This is a genomic window from Streptomyces sp. NBC_01450 (assembly GCF_036227505.1).
In the GTDB taxonomy this organism is placed as follows: Bacteria; Actinomycetota; Actinomycetes; order Streptomycetales; family Streptomycetaceae; genus Streptomyces.
Window position 1 is genome coordinate 3,661,874 of sequence record NZ_CP109480.1, and the last position, 19,124, is coordinate 3,680,997.

General features: G+C 66.8%; 19 protein-coding genes and 2 pseudogenes. 18 read left to right on the top strand and 3 right to left on the bottom strand.

Translation table 11 applies throughout. From position 1 onward, the window contains the following. The first annotated feature begins 97 nt into the window (after positions 1 to 97). Complete coding sequence (locus tag OG568_RS16300) at positions 98 to 754, top strand: hypothetical protein (protein ID WP_329532101.1); 657 nt, start codon at positions 98 to 100, stop codon at positions 752 to 754. Between the two features lie 573 nt (positions 755 to 1,327). Next, positions 1,328 to 1,678, top strand: a pseudogene (locus tag OG568_RS61460) (WXG100-like domain-containing protein); the annotation flags it as partial. A gap of 362 nt (positions 1,679 to 2,040) precedes the next feature. Here the strand turns inward: OG568_RS61460 and OG568_RS16310 are convergent. After that, on the bottom strand, positions 2,041 to 2,793 hold the full coding sequence (locus tag OG568_RS16310) for a hypothetical protein (protein WP_329532103.1): 753 nt from the start codon (positions 2,791 to 2,793) through the stop codon (positions 2,041 to 2,043). Positions 2,794 to 2,841: 48 nt separating this feature from the next. After that, positions 2,842 to 3,624, bottom strand: coding sequence for a hypothetical protein (locus OG568_RS16315; protein WP_329532104.1), 783 nt, complete (start codon positions 3,622 to 3,624; stop codon positions 2,842 to 2,844). A 91-nt stretch (positions 3,625 to 3,715) separates the two neighbouring features. On the opposite strand from OG568_RS16315, the gene OG568_RS16320 reads away from it, so the two are divergent. From OG568_RS16320 to OG568_RS16355, 8 genes are all read left to right on the top strand, one after another. Then, the gene (locus OG568_RS16320; RefSeq protein WP_329532105.1) at positions 3,716 to 6,685 is read left to right on the top strand and encodes a toxin glutamine deamidase domain-containing protein; all 2,970 of its coding nucleotides are present in this window, start codon (positions 3,716 to 3,718) and stop codon (positions 6,683 to 6,685) included. 167 nt (positions 6,686 to 6,852) lie between these two features. After that, positions 6,853 to 9,096, top strand: a complete 2,244-nt coding sequence (locus OG568_RS16325; protein ID WP_329532106.1) for an SUKH-4 family immunity protein — start codon at positions 6,853 to 6,855, stop codon at positions 9,094 to 9,096. Continuing rightward, positions 9,096 to 10,157, top strand: a complete 1,062-nt coding sequence (locus tag OG568_RS16330) for a hypothetical protein (RefSeq protein WP_329532107.1) — start codon at positions 9,096 to 9,098, stop codon at positions 10,155 to 10,157. Before OG568_RS16325 ends, OG568_RS16330 begins: the two co-directional genes overlap by 1 nt. Positions 10,158 to 10,261: 104 nt before the next feature. Continuing rightward, complete coding sequence (locus OG568_RS16335; protein WP_329532108.1) at positions 10,262 to 11,569, top strand: SUKH-4 family immunity protein; 1,308 nt, start codon at positions 10,262 to 10,264, stop codon at positions 11,567 to 11,569. A gap of 226 nt (positions 11,570 to 11,795) precedes the next feature. After that, on the top strand, positions 11,796 to 12,551 hold the full coding sequence (locus OG568_RS16340) for an immunity 49 family protein (RefSeq protein WP_329532109.1): 756 nt from the start codon (positions 11,796 to 11,798) through the stop codon (positions 12,549 to 12,551). A 37-nt stretch (positions 12,552 to 12,588) separates the two neighbouring features. Next, the gene (locus OG568_RS16345) at positions 12,589 to 13,419 is read left to right on the top strand and encodes an immunity 49 family protein (RefSeq protein ID WP_329532110.1); all 831 of its coding nucleotides are present in this window, start codon (positions 12,589 to 12,591) and stop codon (positions 13,417 to 13,419) included. Positions 13,420 to 13,464: 45 nt separating this feature from the next. Continuing rightward, complete coding sequence (locus OG568_RS16350) at positions 13,465 to 13,770, top strand: hypothetical protein (RefSeq protein ID WP_329532111.1); 306 nt, start codon at positions 13,465 to 13,467, stop codon at positions 13,768 to 13,770. Between the two features lie 460 nt (positions 13,771 to 14,230). Further along, on the top strand, positions 14,231 to 14,524 hold the full coding sequence (locus OG568_RS16355) for a hypothetical protein (protein ID WP_329532112.1): 294 nt from the start codon (positions 14,231 to 14,233) through the stop codon (positions 14,522 to 14,524). A 124-nt stretch (positions 14,525 to 14,648) separates the two neighbouring features. Here OG568_RS16355 and OG568_RS16360 read toward each other — a convergent pair whose 3' ends face one another. Continuing rightward, positions 14,649 to 15,041, bottom strand: coding sequence for a hypothetical protein (locus tag OG568_RS16360; protein ID WP_329532113.1), 393 nt, complete (start codon positions 15,039 to 15,041; stop codon positions 14,649 to 14,651). 72 nt (positions 15,042 to 15,113) lie between these two features. On the opposite strand from OG568_RS16360, the gene OG568_RS16365 reads away from it, so the two are divergent. From OG568_RS16365 to OG568_RS61465, 8 genes and pseudogenes are all read left to right on the top strand, one after another. Beyond that, positions 15,114 to 15,770 carry a hypothetical protein gene (locus OG568_RS16365; RefSeq protein ID WP_329532114.1) on the top strand — a complete coding sequence of 219 codons (657 nt, stop codon included), beginning with the start codon at positions 15,114 to 15,116 and terminating at the stop codon, positions 15,768 to 15,770. A gap of 232 nt (positions 15,771 to 16,002) precedes the next feature. Further along, on the top strand, positions 16,003 to 16,317 hold the full coding sequence (locus tag OG568_RS16370; RefSeq protein ID WP_266586366.1) for a type VII secretion target: 315 nt from the start codon (positions 16,003 to 16,005) through the stop codon (positions 16,315 to 16,317). 111 nt (positions 16,318 to 16,428) lie between these two features. Continuing rightward, positions 16,429 to 17,091, top strand: a complete 663-nt coding sequence (locus tag OG568_RS16375) for a WXG100 family type VII secretion target (RefSeq protein ID WP_329532115.1) — start codon at positions 16,429 to 16,431, stop codon at positions 17,089 to 17,091. Between the two features lie 76 nt (positions 17,092 to 17,167). Then, positions 17,168 to 17,569 (top strand): hypothetical protein, encoded by a 402-nt coding sequence (locus tag OG568_RS16380; protein ID WP_329532116.1) that lies wholly within the window; start codon positions 17,168 to 17,170, stop codon positions 17,567 to 17,569. Positions 17,570 to 17,667: 98 nt separating this feature from the next. Then, positions 17,668 to 17,973, top strand: a complete 306-nt coding sequence (locus OG568_RS16385; protein WP_329532117.1) for a hypothetical protein — start codon at positions 17,668 to 17,670, stop codon at positions 17,971 to 17,973. A 193-nt stretch (positions 17,974 to 18,166) separates the two neighbouring features. Then, entirely contained in the window at positions 18,167 to 18,331 is a 165-nt protein-coding gene (locus OG568_RS16390; RefSeq protein WP_329532118.1) for a hypothetical protein, read from the top strand. Further along, on the top strand, positions 18,331 to 18,729 hold the full coding sequence (locus OG568_RS16395) for a hypothetical protein (protein WP_329532119.1): 399 nt from the start codon (positions 18,331 to 18,333) through the stop codon (positions 18,727 to 18,729). Before OG568_RS16390 ends, OG568_RS16395 begins: the two co-directional genes overlap by 1 nt. A 148-nt stretch (positions 18,730 to 18,877) precedes the next feature. Continuing rightward, positions 18,878 to 19,012, top strand: a pseudogene (locus OG568_RS61465) (IS630 family transposase); the annotation flags it as partial. Between the last annotated feature and the right edge of the window lie 112 nt (positions 19,013 to 19,124).

Below are 19,124 nucleotides of genomic sequence, written 5' to 3' on the forward strand. Positions count from 1 at the left end.
CCTCTCGGACACCCGAAGTATCTCCCGTCACGTACGAATGCCATGCTGACCCCCAGTGTCCGAAGAAGAGTCCGAAGAAGAGAAGGACCGCATTGTCATGGCCCGAACGAAAGGCATAGGACAAGGCGCAGGATCCAACCTTTCCCTCGCCGGCCTCGTCGGAAGAGCCTTCGGCCGCCTCGGGCGCGCCGGTGGCCTGGTCTTCCTTCTCGCGGGCCTCGCCCTGAGCGGATGGGGCGCGTACGAGGGGGCGTACGCGGCGGGATGGGCGGGTACGCATGGCACTCTGACGGTGAAGCAGTGCGAACTGAACTCCTCGCTCAACACCTCACGCAGCAGCCGCAAGAAGCGCCTCAATGTCCGTTGCGAGGGCACGTTCGCGTCCGAGGACGGCAAGAGCACGGACGTCAATGCCGCGGTGCAGGTGAGGTACAAGTACGCGCAGGGCACCGAACTGTCCGTGCAGCAGGCTGACGCGCCTACGACGGATACCTCCACGGACGGCGACTACACGCAGACCGACAAGCCCCGGGGCTGGCGCTTCTTCGCCGCCTTCTTCGGCGGCTGGGTCCTCACCGGCCTCGGCGTCTTCTGCCTCGCCACGGGTTACGCACCGTTCGGCCAGAGCCGCATCTCGTACGACGCGGCCTGGGAGGCGGCGGGACGGGGGGTGACGCGCCCGATCCTGATCGGGATGCTCGGGGTGGGTGTCATCGGAGCCGGGGTGTCATTCCTGGTCAGCTACTTCGTCTGATCGTCCGCGGTGGCGACCCGGCTGGCCACGGAGGGTAGTCTGCGCCGGTCAACTTCGCGTTGATCTCTGTTCGTTCAGTCAACTGCGGGGTTTCTCAGGCATGTCGAGGCCTCCATCGCAGTGCCGCCCGAATCAACCGCCCTACGGGCAGCCGCAACAGCCGTACGGCCAACCGCAGCAACCGCATGCGCAGCCGCAGCAGCCGTACGGATGCCCGCAACAGCCACAGCCACAGCCGCCGCGCGTCCCTCAACGTCCGCAGCCGGGGATCCTGTTGCGGTTCGTGAAGGCGGCCTCCGTCGGGCCGACCCGACGTTAGAGACACCGGAAGCGCACTCGGGGCCGTACGTCGTGAACGGTCTCGTCTCTTGAGGCAACCGTCAGGACCTGCAACGGATTTGTGACAGCAATCCCCTGAAGTCACCTGCGGGTGAGTCCGTAAACTTTGCGGACGGCCGTACTCCTGTGCGTATTCCCTTGACCGGTGAGGGAGTTGTACGGCCGTGTCGTCTGACGGGGGTGCTTTCTGCTGTGTCGATGATGCTGCCGGACGAACTCGAATGGGTTCTCGAGATGCTCGGCTACAACTGGCCGACGGCAGAAGAGGACAAGCTCAGAGACTCCGCCGCCCTGTGGCGGAAGTTCGGCGACGACGTCACCGCGCTGCACGAGGCGGCGAACGCCAGCGCCCGCCAGGTGACCGCCCACAACGCCGGCGACTCGATCGACGCGTTCACCAAGACCTACGCCAAGTTCGACGGCGGAGGCGGCTCCGACGGCTACCTCACCAACGCCGCCCAGGCCGCCCACATCATCGCGAACGTGCTGGAGGCCTGCGCCTACCTCGTCGAGTTCGCCAAATGGGCGGTGATCGCCCAGCTGATCGCCCTGGCCATCGAGATCTTCGCCGCCCAGGCCGCCGCACCCTTCACCTTCGGCCTGTCCGAGGTCGGCGCGCTGGGTGCGACCCAGGCCACCCGGCTGATCGTGCGCCGCCTCCTCGACGAGCTCAAGGAGGCCATCCTGGAGGCGATCGTCGAGGCGATGAAGGAGCCCGCCGTCTCCGCGATCGAGGCGATCATCACCGACCTGATCCGGCAGACGGTGAACGTCGGCTTCGGCGCCCAGCAGGGCTACGACCTCGCCACGACCGTCAAGGCCGGCAAAGACGGCGCCTGGGATGCCATCAAGCAGACCCCGCAGACCCTCGCCGAGGGTGTGCGCGACAGCCTGGGCGCCAAGGCCGGCAGCCGTGCTCACCATGCCATCGACAGTCGCATCGATGGTTATGACGGGGCGTCAGGAGCGCCGGGGACGTCGGGGGCTGATGGCGGGGACGGCTCGGGGGACGGTGACGGGGGTTCCAACGCATCCGGTGGTGACGGGGGTTCGGACTCGTCTCCCCGCTCCTCCTCCGACTCCAGCTCCAACGGCTCTGACTCGTCGGGGTCGGACTCCTCGTCGTCGACGCGTTCGGGCAGCGGCGCGGGCACGAACATAGGTGGCGGGATATCCGCGGACACCGGCGGCAGTGGTGTCGGTGGGCCGGATGTGGGTGCGGGTCCGGGCTCCGACTCCGGGTCCGACTCCGGCTCCGGCTCGGGCTCCGGCTCCGGCTCCGGCTCCGGCTCGGGGTCCGACTCCGGGTCGGGGTCGGGGTCTGGGCAGAATCCTTCCGCCTCGGACACGTCGGCCTCGAGGCCGACACCATCGCTGTCAGGTCCGACGCTGTCGGACTTCGACGACCCCACGCCCAGCGGAACGTCACCCGGTGCTGCGGACTCCAACGGTTCGTCCGGCCCTTCCCACTCCGGCGGCGGCTCCTCCGTGTCCGGCCTCTCGTCGCCGAGCACGCAGTCCGCACCCAGCCACGCGTCATCCGCCGCTACGTCGCCCTCGCCAGGCGGCGGCACGATCGGCACCTCGATCGACAGCCTGGCCTCCAGCGTCCCCACCCAGTCCAACGCGGCGCCGACGCCGACGACGAGCGACCCGTCCCCTGCGGGTACCGGGGGCCGTGCGGATGGCGGCTCGGCCATACCGACGTCGCCCGTGGCGCCGTCCACCGCAGGTGGCGGGGCCGGCTCTCACCACGGCGGGAGTACATCCGGCAGCACCCCGTCCGGCACGAGCCCGACCAGTCCGAGCCCCAACTCGGGCGCGGCGAGGATCCCTTCCACCAGTACTCCCGGTACGCCCTCCCCCACGGGAACCGGACCTGCCTCCACCCCGAGCCCCACGTCTCCGACGACGACGCCACGGAGTACTCCGACCCCGACGTCGGACGGCCGCGTTCCCGGTACGGCGGACGGTCGCACCCCTGGCACGTCGGACGGCCGAATACCGACCCAGCGCACCCCCGGGAGCACGACGCCGGGCGACAGCACGACACCGCGGAACACGCCCGGTACGACGCCGGGCGACCGCACACCGCCCCGCAACACGACGCCCGGCGACGGCACTACCCCCCGGAACACGACCCCGGGCGACCGCACCGCGCCCCGCAACACCGCGGACCCGACCGGCGGCACCCGGACCCACACCCCGGGCCAGAACCCGAGTACGACCACCCCGAACCAGAACCCGGCCCAGTCGACTCCCCCCAGGACCGCATCACCGTCCACGAGCACCCCCACGACGACGCCCTCCGCCTCGACCGGCACCGGATCCGAGCGCACCTCGACACCGAGCAGCGGCACCCCGAGCTCCTCGACACCGAGCGGCGGCACCCCCAACTCCTCGAACCAGCCCGGCCCCGCCAGCCGCCCCACCACCCAGGGCACACCCGGCACAGCCGGCACCCAGAACCAGCCGGGCACCGGCACCGGCTCCACTCCCGCCAGGCCTCCCCAGCAGCCCGCGGGCAGCACGCCCAACGCCCCGCAGCAGCCGGCCGCACAGCCCAACACCCCGCCGCAGAACACCCCGCCCAACGATCCGCAGCAACAGCAGCATCAGCAAGTGACGGCGGTCCCGGTCCACACCGTCATACGCACCCCGGGTTCCTCGACGCCGACGTCGCACCACACCCCGGCCACGCCGCAACCGCCGGGCTCGCCCCAGACCGACCCTGGCACCCCCACCGACCAGCAACACCCGCAGCAGGACAGCCTGCAGGACATCCGCGCCGACCTGGACCACTACCCCGGCGGCCTGACCGACCCCGACCCCGCCGACCAGCAGGCACTGGCCGATGCCGTCCCGCACAACGAAGACGGCACCCCGGAACGCTTCCCCGACCCCTTCGGCTCCTGGTCACAACTCCAGAACGACGGCGGCAACACCGTCCCCGGACGCAGCAACAACTGCGCCGACTGCTCCCGCTCCTTCCTGGAAACCTGGTACGGAAACCCCCAGGTCTCAGCACCCCGCACCCCCGACACCGACGAACACGGCAACCCCGACCCCTTCGCCCCCGAGAACAACGCGAACGAGAACCAGATCCGCTGGACCGGCGCCGCCCACGCCTACGCCGGTCCCGGCAACGACCCCGAGACCGCCAACAACATCGCGTCGGTCCTCCAGCAATCCGGCCCCGGCTCAGCGGCCATCGTCCAGGTCGACTGGCCCGGCGGAGGCGGCCACGCCTTCAACGTCGTCAACCACGACGGCAACATCGTCTGGATCGACACCCAGAGCGGCGAGGTCAGCAACCAGCCGCTCCACATCGACAACTCCGCACACGTCTGGCACATACCGCTGGACGCCGACCGGAACCCGATAGACACCACTCCGCCCGAGGCGGAAAACTCCGAGAACCAGAACGACGACGGGTCCCAGCCGGAGAACTCCGAGAACAACGGGCAGCCGGAGAACAGCCAAAACCCGCAGAACGACGCCTCGGGAGACACCCCGAAACAGACCGACGACACCGACACGGGAACCAACTCCCCCAAGCCGGCGGGCCCAGCGACCCCAGACTCATCGAACAACGCGGACCCCTCGCAGCCGTCGACGGCCGACCCGAACACAACGCCGGACCCGACGAACGGCGAGCCTGCCAACGGGAACGGCCGACCCCCGAGCCAGAGCAACACCCCGTCCGAACCGAACAGCACGCCTGATGGCCGGAAGCCCTCCCAGGACACCCCGGAAAGCCGGCAGCCGTCCCCGGACGACAGCAACGCTGATCCGCAGCAACAGCCGCAGCAGTCGCCCGAGACCCCCTCGGAACAGAACCGCCTGTCCCCGGCCGAGACACCGAGCACCCCGGACCAGCAGTCACGCCCGAACGAGGCTACCCACCCCGACGAGCAGGGCCGCACCCCCGACAAGGAGTCCGAGCAGCCAACCGCGACCACGGAGAGCCCGGCCCGGCCCGACTCCCCTTCGGAGCACGGGCAGCCGCCCACCGACACCACACCCGACAACGTCGACATCGGCACTCCGGACAAGGCCACGACTCCCACCCGGACTGCGACGAGCACCCCGAACGACCCCACAACCAACCGGGACACGCCTCAGCAGACCACCACGCCCTCGGACCTGCGTACGTCCATTCGGCACCAGCAGATCACGGACCGTCGCACCACCAACTCACGCACTGCGGACCGCACAAGCCCGAACCCCCTGCACAGCGGCAGCAACGGCGTCTTGGCCAGCCCTCTGGACGCCAACCGCCAGCCCGTCACGTCGACTCCAGATCGCGGCTCACAGGACTCCCAAGCGAGCCGACAGCCGGATGCCACATCGGCGAGTGCCGATCGTCGCGCTCCCACCGCGCCGGCAGGTACCGATTCAGGTGGTGGCCATGACACCACGGAGCGCCCCCAGGGCAGCGCCACCTATGACACGTCGCAAAGCCGACACGACACCCACTACGGCATGCTTCCCGAGCCGTCCCAAGCTCATCTTCGGGAAACCAACGACGTAACGCAGACCGATCTGGCCCCGGTATATGACCGCATCGGCGAGTGGAGCAATAACGGTGAGCTCAGCTCACTGCTGGGGGATCGTCTTGCTGATGAGCAGGGCGGCATTCGTAAGAGCACACTCATCAACGCGCTCACCGGATTCGCAGACCTGACAGAGGGGCAGCAGGGCGCGGTCGTTGCTGCCTTGGCCCGCATGGACTTGCGCTTCCACGCCACAAGTGCGGTGGGCGTTGCCTTGGATCCTGACGCAGACAATCCGAATTCACCTGCCAACTTCACTCCGCACACAACCGACCCGGAAAAGATCGAACGGTCGAACGCCGCACGCAAGGTGATCGGGCAGCTGATGGACAAGGCCGGCATCAAGTCCGCCGGACTCCACTACCACGCCGGAAAAGCCATCCCTGGAAGGGCTGCTCTGACTGAAGCGATCCACCAACGCATTTCGGAAGGGGAGGGTCTAACCGACAGCGAGATGGCGGAAGCAGTCCAGAACGAGCTCCAATCGCTCACCAACCACAAGGGAGACTGGTCCCGGAAGAATTTTGCGGTGATCGAGGTTCGAGACCCCCAGAACAATAACGAGATTCGATACGTCGTAGACAGCTCTCTCCCAATGAGCTCCGCCTGGGGAGCCGGAGTGCACTCCGAACCACATGCAATGGAGTGGATAAAATCTGTTAACGCGCAACGTGAAGCCGCTGGCGAGGCTCCTTTCGAGCCGGTTAGCCTCTACACGGAGCGCGAACCCTGCGGTCACGCCTCGGGAAACGATTGTTCGGGTTACATTTCCGATGAGATCGAGGAACCAAAAGACGAGGATCAGCTTCAAGAGGGGGAGAAAAAGAACGCGCTTCGCATCCACTACGGTGTCGGATTCCGCAGAGGGCAAATTGATGATAACGCAGACCTTTCAAAGGACGATGGCACCACCGCCACCGTGGAAGAGGCCAAAGAAGAGGCCAGGAAGAAGTTCACGGGCGACTTCAATAACTATGTAAACCACCTGAAGGGCATATGGGAAGGAAACGCCAAAGCTGGCAGCATGAGTAGCTAAGAGAATCCGGGACTAAGGCCGAAGGTGACGACGTGGCCAGTGGTCGACTTGACTAGATGCCGGGTACGGCAGAAACATGGGCCCGTTGGGGCTGATCTGCCAGCCGCAAAACGGCCTCGATCCGTTACATCACTTCGCTGTCGCCGTATCACTGAAAGGGTGCCCTCTTGCCCGAGACTCTCGATCCGAATTGGGAACACATCGAGGCCTGGCTAAGTCTGCCCGCCCGGAAACGGCGGGTCTTCTCCATCACCGGCACCACAGCCGTCGGCAAGACAGACTTCCTGGCTCAGGTGCGACGACGGATCAGTGATTCAGCATGGATCGACTGTCAGGGTTTGACGGCGGACGCCGTGGCCTTGCGCATGCGCGAGGCATGCCGGAACGATTCGAATCGTGGCAATCTGGTGATCTTCCTTGCCAATGTGCAGTACGCCGGGGAATTGTTGACTTCCTCCGAGCCCGCGCGCGTGGCAGGCACATTGGCTCCCGGCTTCAGGCGGTTCGGCCCCCGCGAAGTGTGGGTGATGGCTGAGCATGACCCCGAACTGATCCCGGTGGCCCCCAATCACGAGTACGAGATCGCCCTGCCCGAACGGTCACCGGTCGATCCGGCGGTTGAGCGGCCGCAAGACGAGCCGTTGCTAAGTGCGTTGGCGGCTGCGGAAACCCGCAAAATCCCGCTGGCGGTATGGCAACTGTTGTGCGCGTCCGCTGAATCACCTGCCACTGCTGATGAACTACTCACCCTGGCTAACCGCCGACCGGAGATCCTCTCGATGGCCGAGGATGATTCAGGTACCCCGGCAGTAGGTTTCGTTTCCGATGCACTCGTACACGCATGGCGGCGGGCTTGGCCCTGGGAAGCAGCCACTCAGGCAAAGATGGCCGAGGCGTTGTTGGCCGCGGTCAGTAGTACAACCGGGGGCACCTGGGCGCAGAGCGGACCTGTGGCTCGTTACGCCAGCCGGGCAGTGCCCATGCATGCCGCTCTTGCGGGCGCCCTGACCCGCGTGCTGGACAACGGCCGACTGCTCGCTCAATGCGCGCCGGCAGGACTGTACGAAGCGCTCTCCGTTGCCTACCCCAGCGGTGTCCCGTACGGGAGCACCGCCGCCCTCGTGCACTATCTGGAGGTCCAGGGCATTGTCCCCTCGTCGCAGGGAGAGTGGGTGGCATGGCTGCACCACGCGGCGCTCTCCGCGGGGCGCACGGAGTTGGCCGACCAGCTCCTCAACGCGGGGATAGAGCTCCCTTGGCGCACGGCGTGGTCGAGATGGCGACCCATGGGAGTGTTCGGGCTGCGATCACGCGACGCTGGAAGGGTCGACGAACTCGGAATCGCCGGGACCGAACCCGCCTTGCGTGTGATCACCGCGCGTGACACCACCACCGGGAAACACGCGTCCCCCAAGTATCGGTACCTACGGCAGGAGTGGGACCCCATCACTGGCGCACGGACCTCCGCACCAACCACGGTGAGGCATGCCCTCGCCGAGGGCGGCTGGGACTGGATCAGTGCCCGCAACCGCCCCGACGACCTGCCCGCCGTTTCTGCGCGCCACGGCGACCACGGCTGGGAAAGCGACTCGCCCGTACCCTCCCTGCCGCCCCGCTGCCCTTCCACCGTCACCCAGGGCATCCGCTTCAACGACACCTGGGTCTTGGCAGGCAAGGAAGGGCTCTTCGCAGTGACCATGCATGAGACAGACCAACTCCGCCAACCGCCCTTTGCGAGTAAGCCCTTGGTAGCGGCTCACTGTCGGTCCGCGACCTGGCCTCTGCCCGATCGCGCGGCAGCCGCTCTTCGCGGAGATGGGTTGCGGGAGTGGCTCGAAGAGTCTTTCGGCGCCGATTCCTGCCACCGCCTGGGCACGCCCCAGCTGCCCCCGGGGGTGAGTAACGAGGAGGCCTGCCGCTTCCTAACCGAGACCGGCCTACCCGAGATCCGCGACTTCTTGCATCTCTCCATCACCCCACGCGGCGACCGGCCCTTGCATGAAGTGCCCTGGCCCGGCCATGGGCGGGACGTCCCTCGTCATCTCCGCGCACAAAGAGAGGCGCCCAGCGACGGCCCGTTCTACGAGCTGGGTTCGTGGATGTACTCGAGGCTGTTGCTGGACGGCACCACCGGTCAGCTCCTCAGAGACACCACTGGCGGCATGGCCGAGCCTCTGGCGGGCAGCAGCCTCCCCCAGTTCTTCGCGATGGTCCGGCTCTTCGACGAATTCCGCAGAACGCACTATCCGTACGCCCCCGACCACAAGGACGCACGGATGAGCCTGGAAGCATGGTGCAGGCAGATAGACGCCGACGCCGCGCACGGTGCGGTCTGGGCGAGCATTCTCGAGGGTTACGAGTTCGAAGACAGCACCTGGGACCTCGCCTCGTACGGCGATGAGTGGGTCTGATGCCCGAATCGATCTCCGTACCAAGCACCTCGCCCATTCCGTCGGCCACCTTCCTGGGTGACATCAACACTCTTCTGCGGGACCTCTCCGACAGTGATCGCAGCGTGTGGCAGTCCGCGGAGAACCGTCTGGTCGCCCTCGGCGTACAGGCGGTCGACAGTTTGCTGCCGTATGTCGGAGACGGCGGATCGTCCCGTCTGAAATGGAGTGCCGAGTCCGTTCTGAAGCGTCTGGGCGACGAGGCACTGCCACGCCTGCGGGAGATCCGGCGGCAAGGTCCGGGCCGTCTGCGCAGCAAAGCCCTGAAGGTCCTGGTCGACCTGGGCGGTACCGAGTGCCTCGACGAGGTCGACCGGCGTGCCGTGGAACGCCTCGTGCGGATCAAGCTCATGGACGAACTCCCGGTGAAGGTCCCGTCGGAGGCCGGCCGCTGGTTGGCCTTCCCGGCGGACCGGCTCGACGACGCCGTATCCGCTCTCGGTCTACAAGACCTTCGGCCGGTCACCACCGTCATGGGCGTGGCCGCCACCACCCGAAGCACCGACTACGTGGAGTTCCAGGACTCCCAGGGTGAGACACAGACCGCCTACCGGGTCTTCATCACCCCGGAGTTCGAGAGCTGGCGTTCAAACCTGGAGTTCAAGAACTGGCGCCTGCTGTGGGGAAATTCGTTCCTGGACGAACTCGACAGCTTCGCATTGGCCGACAAGCTCAGCGAACGATGCGGTGAGGCCCACTTCTACATCATCGACCCTTACAACGCCGCAGAGAACTGGTACGTCGCCCGTGACGGTCACAGGGTGCGAAGCTTCGGCAGCTACGACTCCCCACAGTTCCAAGGAGAGCCACTGCCTTTCGAGGTGGAATACAGGGAAGACGCGGAGGACGAGGACGAGGCCGAGGAATACGCCGAGGGCGTTCCCTCCGCACTCACGGCAGCCGACAACCTCTCGGTCGAACCCGGCCCCATGCTCGCGGACGATACGCACGACCACGGGTGGCTCGCCACCACCCGCCCAGACGTACCCAACTCCCGCTTCAAGGGCGCCTTGCCCATCTGACGCCCACATCGTGCAACGGCCCGCGCAGGGCCATGGCGTCGTACACCGGCTCAGGCCTCCGATCCCAGGTGAGTGGTGTCTGCGGTGGGTGACAGGATGGCCGCATGAGTGAGGAGCTGGACGGCGTACTGGCCGACCCTGCACGGCTGTTGACCGCTGACCGCACGGCGGTGCGCGACCACATCACCGCTGCGAATGGCCCGGAGCGCGTGGGGCGCGAGGTCTTCCTACAGGCCGAAGCGATCTTCGGAGGCGCGGACGTGGCGTCTGCCGAGTTCGCCTCCTGGCTGCACTTCGCAGCGAAGGCGACCGGCCACGAGGAGTACGCCGAGCGGATCGCGACGGCCGAGCCGGGGATGCCGTGGCGAACAGTGTGGGCGTGGTGGCGGCCGGCCAACTGGTTCATGGCCCACCCGAGCCTGAACGGCGACTATTACCAGGTTCACCGCCGCCTGTACGAGGGTCGGGAGCTCGTCGAGGTGGTCGACCCGCGCGGCCCGCTCTGGCTCGACGCGGAGACGGGCCGGAGGGTGAAGGTCCGGGACGAAGGGGCGCTGGCAGAAGCGCCCTTGTCGCTGGAGGCGCTTGATGCGCCCGAACTGTACGACTGGTCGCTGACCGCCCCGGAGAGCTGGGAAGGCGCCGTCGCGTTCGCCGCCGAGGGCGGCAGGACTCGCTATCTCGTTGAGGACACGTACGGCATAGCGGTGCTCGAGACAGACGCGGAGGTGCTGCGGGACTGGCCGCGCGGCGAAGGGATCGACCCCACGTCGTCCGAGGAACCGCCGCCCGGCCCTGAACCGGTGCAGCGGCGGCCGACGGGTCCGCTCAGCGCGGCCCGGGTCGACGACGCCTTCGGGGAGCGGCACGTGGTGCGCATAGCGGAGAGTGCCCTGCCCGAGAGGCTCGAACACCCAGGTAGCAGACGGCACTTGCGGGACATCGGCCTGCCCGCGTGGTGGGCATGCCACGGGGCCGAGTACACGGCCCATTCGGCCGACGCCATGCGACCCTCGGCCGACGGCGCCTTGTCCGAGGACGGCCTCCCCAGCGGTGTGGCCGCCGCGGACCTGATCACTTTCGGCGCGTGCGACTACGGCGAGCTGTATCTGCACCGCCACGAGGGGTCCGTGCACATCTGGAGCCGACTGAACGGCCCGACGAACCGGGTGTTGGTGCCGCTCGCGCCGGACCTCGATGTCTTCACTCGCATCCTTGAAGCCGTCTACCGCTACAGCAACGCCTGCTGGCACCCCTATCCGGTGGAAGACGACCAGGAGGCAGTGGTGCGGGTGTTCCTGGATGAAATGGACAAGCTGGCCCCGGGCCTGTTCGATCCGCAGACGCCCAGCGGCATGGTGTGGGGCTGGTTCTACGCAGGCATCGCCGAACTGGGCGTGGATGGTTTCTAGTGCCTTCCATGCGTGAGTACGAGCAGAGAAGAAGGTGCGGAGAACCAGCGACTGAGCGCCGCTCCTGTCCACGACCAGAGGGAAAGCCCCCCTTCGACATCCGGAAACCGGAGGACAGGCAGGAATGACTACACAAGTGACACGTCACGACGTGCCTGCCGACCGTGTTTTCAGCATGCAAGCACTCGTTGACGACACCGAAGCGCGGGTCCGGAAGCTCGAAACCATGCCCGACACGTTCAACACCGGTCTGAACCGGGCACTGGCGAACGCCAAGAACCATTGCACCCTCGATCCCCGCGCCGCACGCATCGAGACCTGGGAGGCATGGGTCGCGGCCATGCAGATCGGCTCCGCCCTGTTCCGGGCCGCCACCTCATCGGAACCCACGGTGGAATGCCTCATCTCAGGCAAGCTGCGCACGATCCCCTCCACCGGTCGGCAGCCGCCCGCCAACGCGGGCAACTGGCTCACCGCCTTCTACTTGGCGCTCGTCTGTCGCGAACGCGAACGACTCACAGAGCTGAGCAACGTCCCGATCTCGCTGCTGCGCGAGTCCGGAGCCGTGTACGACGAGTACATCTACGACTGGGTCGACACCCTCCAGACGTACTGGATACAAGGTCCCGCTCTCGGCGACAAGTTGGTAACCGCGATCAAAGGTACGGATCCCGAGGTCCTGCAGGCCGCCGACCGCAGTCTGATGCTGCATGTCCTGTATCCCCCGCTCAATCTGTTCTACCGCTTGGTCCGAGGCGACGGTGACCGCTTCAACGCCGAACTGGTCAAGGCCCTGGAATGGCACAAGGAGTACTGGACGGCAGAGGAGTCGACGGCTGCGCAGGTGAGCGGAATCGTCGCACTGGGCCCGCTGGCCATGGCCTGCCTCGCCTACGACGGTGGCATCGCCATCGAGGTGGAGTCCGGCTACATCCCCAAGTACCTGCTGGAACGCGGCCGCGTCGGCGACTTCCCCACCTGATCCCCGAGAGGGACCGAGATGATCACGATTCCGCGTCATGAATTCCCGACGGGCCCTGCCCCAGGTGCTGCAGAACCTGGAGGCAGCACTTGAGGACGAGCTCGAGGACCTTCAGGAGGACCCCGAGTGGTTCTCCATGACCCTGAGCTCGGTGACCGACGCCCTCAACAGCCGCTGTTCGGGGGATCCCAAGGCCGACAAGCTGGAGACCTGGGAAGCCTGCGTCACCGCGATGCAGATCGGCCACGCCCTCTTCGTCGCGGCCCGCGCGACGACACCGACCATCGAGTGCCAGGTCGGCCACAAAAAGCACGTCTTCCGTTCCGGCACCGGGCCCTGGGTTCACGCGGGGAACTGGCTCACTGCGTTCTGGCTGTCCTGCGTGTGCCGTGAGAGGCAGCGTACGAACGACCTGTGCCAGGTGCCGGTTTCCCTGCTGCGCGAAGCGGGTGGCTTCGACGAGTACATCTACTCCTGGGTCGAAGCGCTGCAGACGTACTGGCTCAAGCGGCCGGAACTCGGCGACAAACTGCTCGCCGCGGTGGACGGCACCGACCCCGAGGTGCTCCGGCCCGCCTCGCGAAGCGCCGTACTGAACCTCATGTACCCGCCCATGAATCTCTTGACCCAGGTGGTGCGCGGCGACCAGGACAGGTTCACCACCGAGCTGGCCAAGACCATCGAATGGCACAAGGACTACTGGACCCGCGACGAAAAGCTTGAGCGCGATTCCGACGGACTCGTCGCCCTCGGCCCCCTGGCCATCTCCTGCCTGGCCCTGGACTCAGGTTTCACCGTCGAAGTCGAATCGGAGTACCTGCCCAAGTACCTCCTCGACGGCGGCTGGTACGGCGAGTTCCCCACATAGCCAACGCAGCAGTCGACCACAACACGAGTAGCGAACAGGACACCTATGGCTCCCGATGCGCCGCCCACCACTCCGGACGAAGCCGTCCGGATCGTCCGCACGCGTTACGCCCAGCCCAAACTCCCCGACGGCACCCCCGCCGAACTCCAGGTCCACGAGTTCGACATCGGCTACCTGGTCTACGCAGTCTTCCCGCCCCGCACCGACGCCGTCGGCCGACCGCAGCCCGCCCCACCCGGCGGAGCCAAGATCGTGGTGTCGAAGGAGACCGGCGAAACCGTCACCGTCCCCAACTACCCGACCGAGCAGGCCATCGCGCTGTACCGGAAGAACCTCACGCAGAACACGTGACGGCTGGCCAACCCCACCCGGGCCGGCCCCGCAGCACCGCTCCTCCCGACCGCGCACCCTTCACGCGGCCCGCTCTGGCTCCGACGACTCCCTCCTGATCTCACTGGTAGCTTGCGGTTACTGCCAGTTCACTCCGTGAGAAATCAATGAGCCCGCCGCCGTTCCAACCGCCACCGCCGCCTCCACAGCCACCGCAGAACCCCTACAAGCCGTACAGCCAACCCACCCCGCCACAACAGCCACCGGGGTTCGGACCGCCGCAGGCGCAACCGATTCATCCGATGCACCCCGCGCCACCGTTCCAGGCGCCCCCTTCGGGCAGCAGCCGAACGCAAGCGGTCCTCCGGTCGGCGCGGTCTTCCTCGGATTCTTCGCTTCGGTCATCGTCTCGCTGCTCTACAGCGGTCTCATCCTGGCCACGTACAAAGAGCAGTCGCTCACCACGGCCCACACCCTCCACTTGGCCCACGCGCTGGTCAACGGAGCGATTGTCGGCTGCCTGGTCGGCTTGGTGGGGCACCGCAGCAATGGCGCCCATATCGGTGGGGCCGTCATCGCCGCGCTCGGCGCCTTCTTCGGCTTCACCGACGCCGTCCCGCTCATCATCGCCGAGAGCCAATCACCCAGCGCCATCGGGAACATGATGGAGGCCGACCCCTTCATCCCGACCAAGGCCTGGTGGAACAACGAAATCGACTGCGGAGTCGACTGGTTCTCACCGCTCGGCCTCCTGCTCGCCGCAGCCGCCGCGTGAGGCCTCGCCTGCCTCATCGCCAGGAAACGCCGCCAGATGTGACTTCTCATCAGGTGCCGGTCGGGCCACCACCTGGTGCCCGGGCGGCAGCCTGGGCCGGTCCTGAGACCCAAGACGGTATACCTCAGCGGAAAGCGGGACTGTCGCCGAGACCCGCCAACGCTGCCCCAATACAGGTGACCGTCATCGCCCAGCGCGTGTGGCCGATCCGGGCAAGCGCAAAACCCCAACCGCTCAAGACCACCCCCACGGCATAGGTGGCGACCCAGACACCCAACGCGTCGCCCCCACCGAGGCGTACGACGATCAGAACAAGGCAGACGGCGGCCAGCAACCCGGCAAACGCGGCGTACATCGCACGGACCTGCCGCGCGTCACGCCGCCGACCCTCCGCGAGCCCCGGTCGGCCCTGAGCCTGGAACTGCGCCCGCAGTTCCTCCGCGCTCCGCCCGGGGGACAGCGGCTGCTCGCCTGGCCTGTCCGGGCTGTTTGCCGCCTCACCGCCATGCGTTGTCATAGCAGCGGAGCATAGTGGTCAACGCTCGGCCGGCCTGGTGGGGGCGCAGAGACGTTCTCTACACTCCACCGCATGTCGCTTCCCCACGGACTCTCCCCCTCCCCCACCGCCACTGTCGTGCGCACCGGCCAGCGGTCCTCGCGGCGGATGATCCCACTCGGCATTGTCCTCACGGCGATCAGTGCCCTGCTCCTGTTCGGCGGCATTGCGATAGCCGCTGGGCTCGGAGACGGTGGACCAAACCCCAAGGGGATCGGGGGAATCGTCATCGGGCTGTTCATGGGCTTCATCAGCGTCGCCAGCCTGACCGTCGCCTGGTCGAGTCGGCACTCCAACGTGAGCATCGACGACACGGGGCTGTGGGTCAGCAACGGCAAGGTCCAGAACGTCATCCCCTGGCAGAGCCTCGCCGGAGTCGGGCTGCACTGGAGCAAGGTCGGCAGGGGCGGTGTGAAGGTGCACTCCATAGAGCTGTGCCCCAACACGCCCATCGACCGCGACGACCCGGTCCTGTGGCCCCTGGTCCGAGATGAGGAACCGTTGCACCCCACCCACCCGCGGCTGCGCTACCGCCTCCCCGTCCCTACGGGTTCCCGGGTAGCGCTGGTCACTGCGATCCAGCAGCAGGTCCCTCAACTGTGGCTCGGTGAGACCGAGCGAGAGACCAGCTACATGGGTGTTCCGGATCGCAAGGGACACCGGGAGCGTACGCGCGGATCCTCGCGTTAACGGGCCTGCCCGGTGGATCGTTGGCCGTTGTCAACGCCGGGGACAATCCGTGATCCTTTTTCAACGGCCCAAGAGTGCCTCAAAGTTCGGCCGCCGACGGCAATCGCACCCCGGTCATAGTCAACAGGGCACCCGAAGCAGCAGAGCTGCATGATGCGGTCTGCCGACATCCGTCCGCGTGGCTTGCGGTAGCGTGTCGCAACGGCTGTGACCAATGGACAAAGGTGAACAGATGGGGTTCAAGGTTCAGGGTGACGACCTGGAAAGCTACGCAACTCAAATAGGCAGAGCCGCTGAGGACATTCAGCAAGCCAGGAAATATGAACGGGACAATACGAACGTAGGCGTCTCCGACCAAGGACTGATCGAATTGATCATCGGTGCCCACCGGTCGGTCGTCGAGGAGGTCAACTCCGCCATGACACGGGCAGAGTCGGTGCTCCGCGCCGCAGAGGCGGAAATGAGGAAGAGCGCCAGCTACTACAAGGCGACCGACGAATCTACGGCTCGGTCCATGGACGCCACCTTCCCGCCCAGCAAGCGCTGACTCCGCCAGCCCCCGAGAGGCCCCCGCATGTCCGGGTTTACCGACATATCCGAGCCCACGAGCCACCTGACCGCCCCCAAGAAGCCCGAGGAGTTCTCACAGGGACTCCTGTTGGACGTCTTCAACGACGCCAGCGACCTCGTCAGCCCGTCGTATTGGATCATGGAGGCGTACAACGCGGTCTTCGGGTTCAACCCCTTGGACGAAGCCATCCAGTGGTTCGCCGGCGACTGGGAGTCATTCGCCGAGTGCGCCTCCGTATGGCAGAACATCGGCAAGGCCTGCGAAGGCGTAGCGCAGAACCTGAAGTCGGGGAACTCCTCTCTCGATTCGACATGGGACGGCAACGCCGCGGATGCGGCCTATAACTACTTCGACGAGCTGGCGAAGAAACTCACCGGCTGCCGCGAGACCTTCGATTCCCTGCATTCCACGTACGAGAGCCTGGCCAACGCCGCCTATTCGACGGCGGAAGCCATCAAGGGCGTGCTCGGCGGGATCATCGACGGCCTGATCATCGTCGGTATCGAAATGGCCGCGGGTACAGCACTGTCCTGGACAGGAGTCGGGGCCGTCGTTGGATATGGGCTGGCTGCCCTTGAGATCACGCGGCTGCTCAAGATGTGGGGCGACGCAACCAAGATGCTTGCCGAGGCGCAGACCATCGTCAACGGCGGAGTTGGAGTCCTGGAAGCGCTGGGAGCCGAGATCTACGGGCACTTCCAGAACTTCCCGTCCGTGGGTGGAAATTACGACAACCCTGCGGTCGCCTGACGCTGTTGCCCCATCGCTCAGCAATTCCCGGCAGTAACCGGTAGTCGATTGCCGGTAGTAAGGAGGGACCCACGCCATGGCTGAAGAGCGCCAGATCGGCGACGCAGACCTGATGGACATCGCGCGGGACGAGACACGGGCCCGTGCTCTACGAAAGTCGCTGCAGCGCCTCGCCGACAACCCGTCCGGCAACAGTGCGCTCCAGGAGATGGCCCGGGAAGTCCTCTCCGGGCGGGTCGGCCTCCGCGAAGCCCTGCGCGTGGGCGCGTATTCCGATGCCCTCGGCGAGCGCATTGCACAGGCTCGCCAGGAGTACGAGCAGCTGTCCCCAGAAGTGCGTGAACAGCAGCGCGCCGAGGCCGAGCGTTACCTCGAAGCTCAGCGCGCCGAGATCGAACAAGAACGCCAAGAGGCAGCAGAGCGCTCGGGCACGGCACAGCGCCAGGCTCGTCACAGTGGCCACGACTGGAAACTCTGACCGGTGCACAACCTGCCAGCCGCATACTGGCAGGGGTACTGGATGAGCGAGCCTCCCGCCAGCTACGCCGATCCGGGCGATCGCGTAGCCTGCCACACATGCTGATGAATGACATGGGTGACGGCAGCCGGGAGCGACTGTCATCTCGCACCTGGTGGAACGCGGCAATGTTCGCCGGCATCCTCAGCGCGATGGTAGCCCTGGGCAGCGTCGCAGCGGCTGTCATGCCGGGCGTCGACGTCGCTATGCGTGTGGTGACCGGAGTTCTGGCTGTCGTCGGCGCCACTGGAGTATGGGCGGCCGTGCGCAGTTATCGCAGCCGCAGCGGCAAGCTGTTGGCGCTCGCCCTGACGTGCGCCCTGGGGAGCACCGCGGCGCTGGTAGTACTCCGCAGCGTGGCCTGAGGCCCCCCGGGGGGAGGGACACCTCCCGCTCGTTCCTCCGCTGCTGGAGCGCTCGCCCCTGACAACCGTCGGAGACGCAGAGAGTGTTACGAGCTCTCTGCGTGCGGTCAACGCCTCGACGATACGCCGCTGGCCGAAACAGGCCGAGGAGGGCGGCGCCTGGTTCGCCGGTGACCCGGCCTTCGGCGGCGTCATGATCGTTCCGGGCAGCAACGGCATGCTCTTCGTACAGCCCTCGGGCTGGGAGAAGTACGAGCAGGAACGCGCCCAGGCCGATCCGCAGCGCAGGGCCCTTGCCGAACGGGCCGGTATCTCCGGGCTGTTGGAGAAGGAGCCGAACATCTTGGTGGGTGGCTGATGCGCGTATTCGGCTGGGTGTGCGGCGGCATCCTCGCCCTCGTGGCCGCCTTCTGGTGCGTCAGCGCGACCGCCGACCTCGCCCTGTCCGCAGGGGACTACGGCACCCCGGGCACGTACCAAGTGGAGACCTGCAACGACACCAGCAACACCCGTAAGAACTCCGACTACGACTGCTACGGGGACTTCACGCCGGACGGCGGCACCGCTGGCGACGCCGTCTACGTGCACCTCAAGGACACCGGGCACGACTACCCGGACGGCACCGAGTTCGACGCGCAACAGGGGATTGAGCCGGAGACGCTTCAGCGGGTCGGGTTCTGGGGCATCGTGGGCGAGCTCTGGCAGGTCTCGGCCCGCGTGGCCGTACTCGCAGGCCTCGGGTACCAAGCCATCTAACCGCGGGGGGAGTCCCACAGCCGGGAGCCCTCGCGGCGCCAGAAGGTGGCCGACCGGGTGGGCTACGCCGCCGTGGTCGCCATCCCCGTGGGCATACTGAGCCTGATCGCCGTGGCCGCGGAGCCGACCCCCTAACTAGTGCTGGGCCTGGCGGGCCGCGAGCGAGGTGGGACCACGGTCGAAGGGACCCGCCTCCCGGCCCCGGCTGAGCGAGGATCAGTACGCCCGGCTGGAGGCGGCGCTGGAGCGGGGGCCGCTCCCCCATGGCTCGCCCGACAAGCGGTGAACGCCGGCACGGGTGCAGACGTGATCGGCCGAGCGTGTGACTCCTTTCCAGGGAAGCGCCTGATCAAGCGGTGAGGGCCCTGGCCTCGCCCACGAGGATGTGGCGCTTC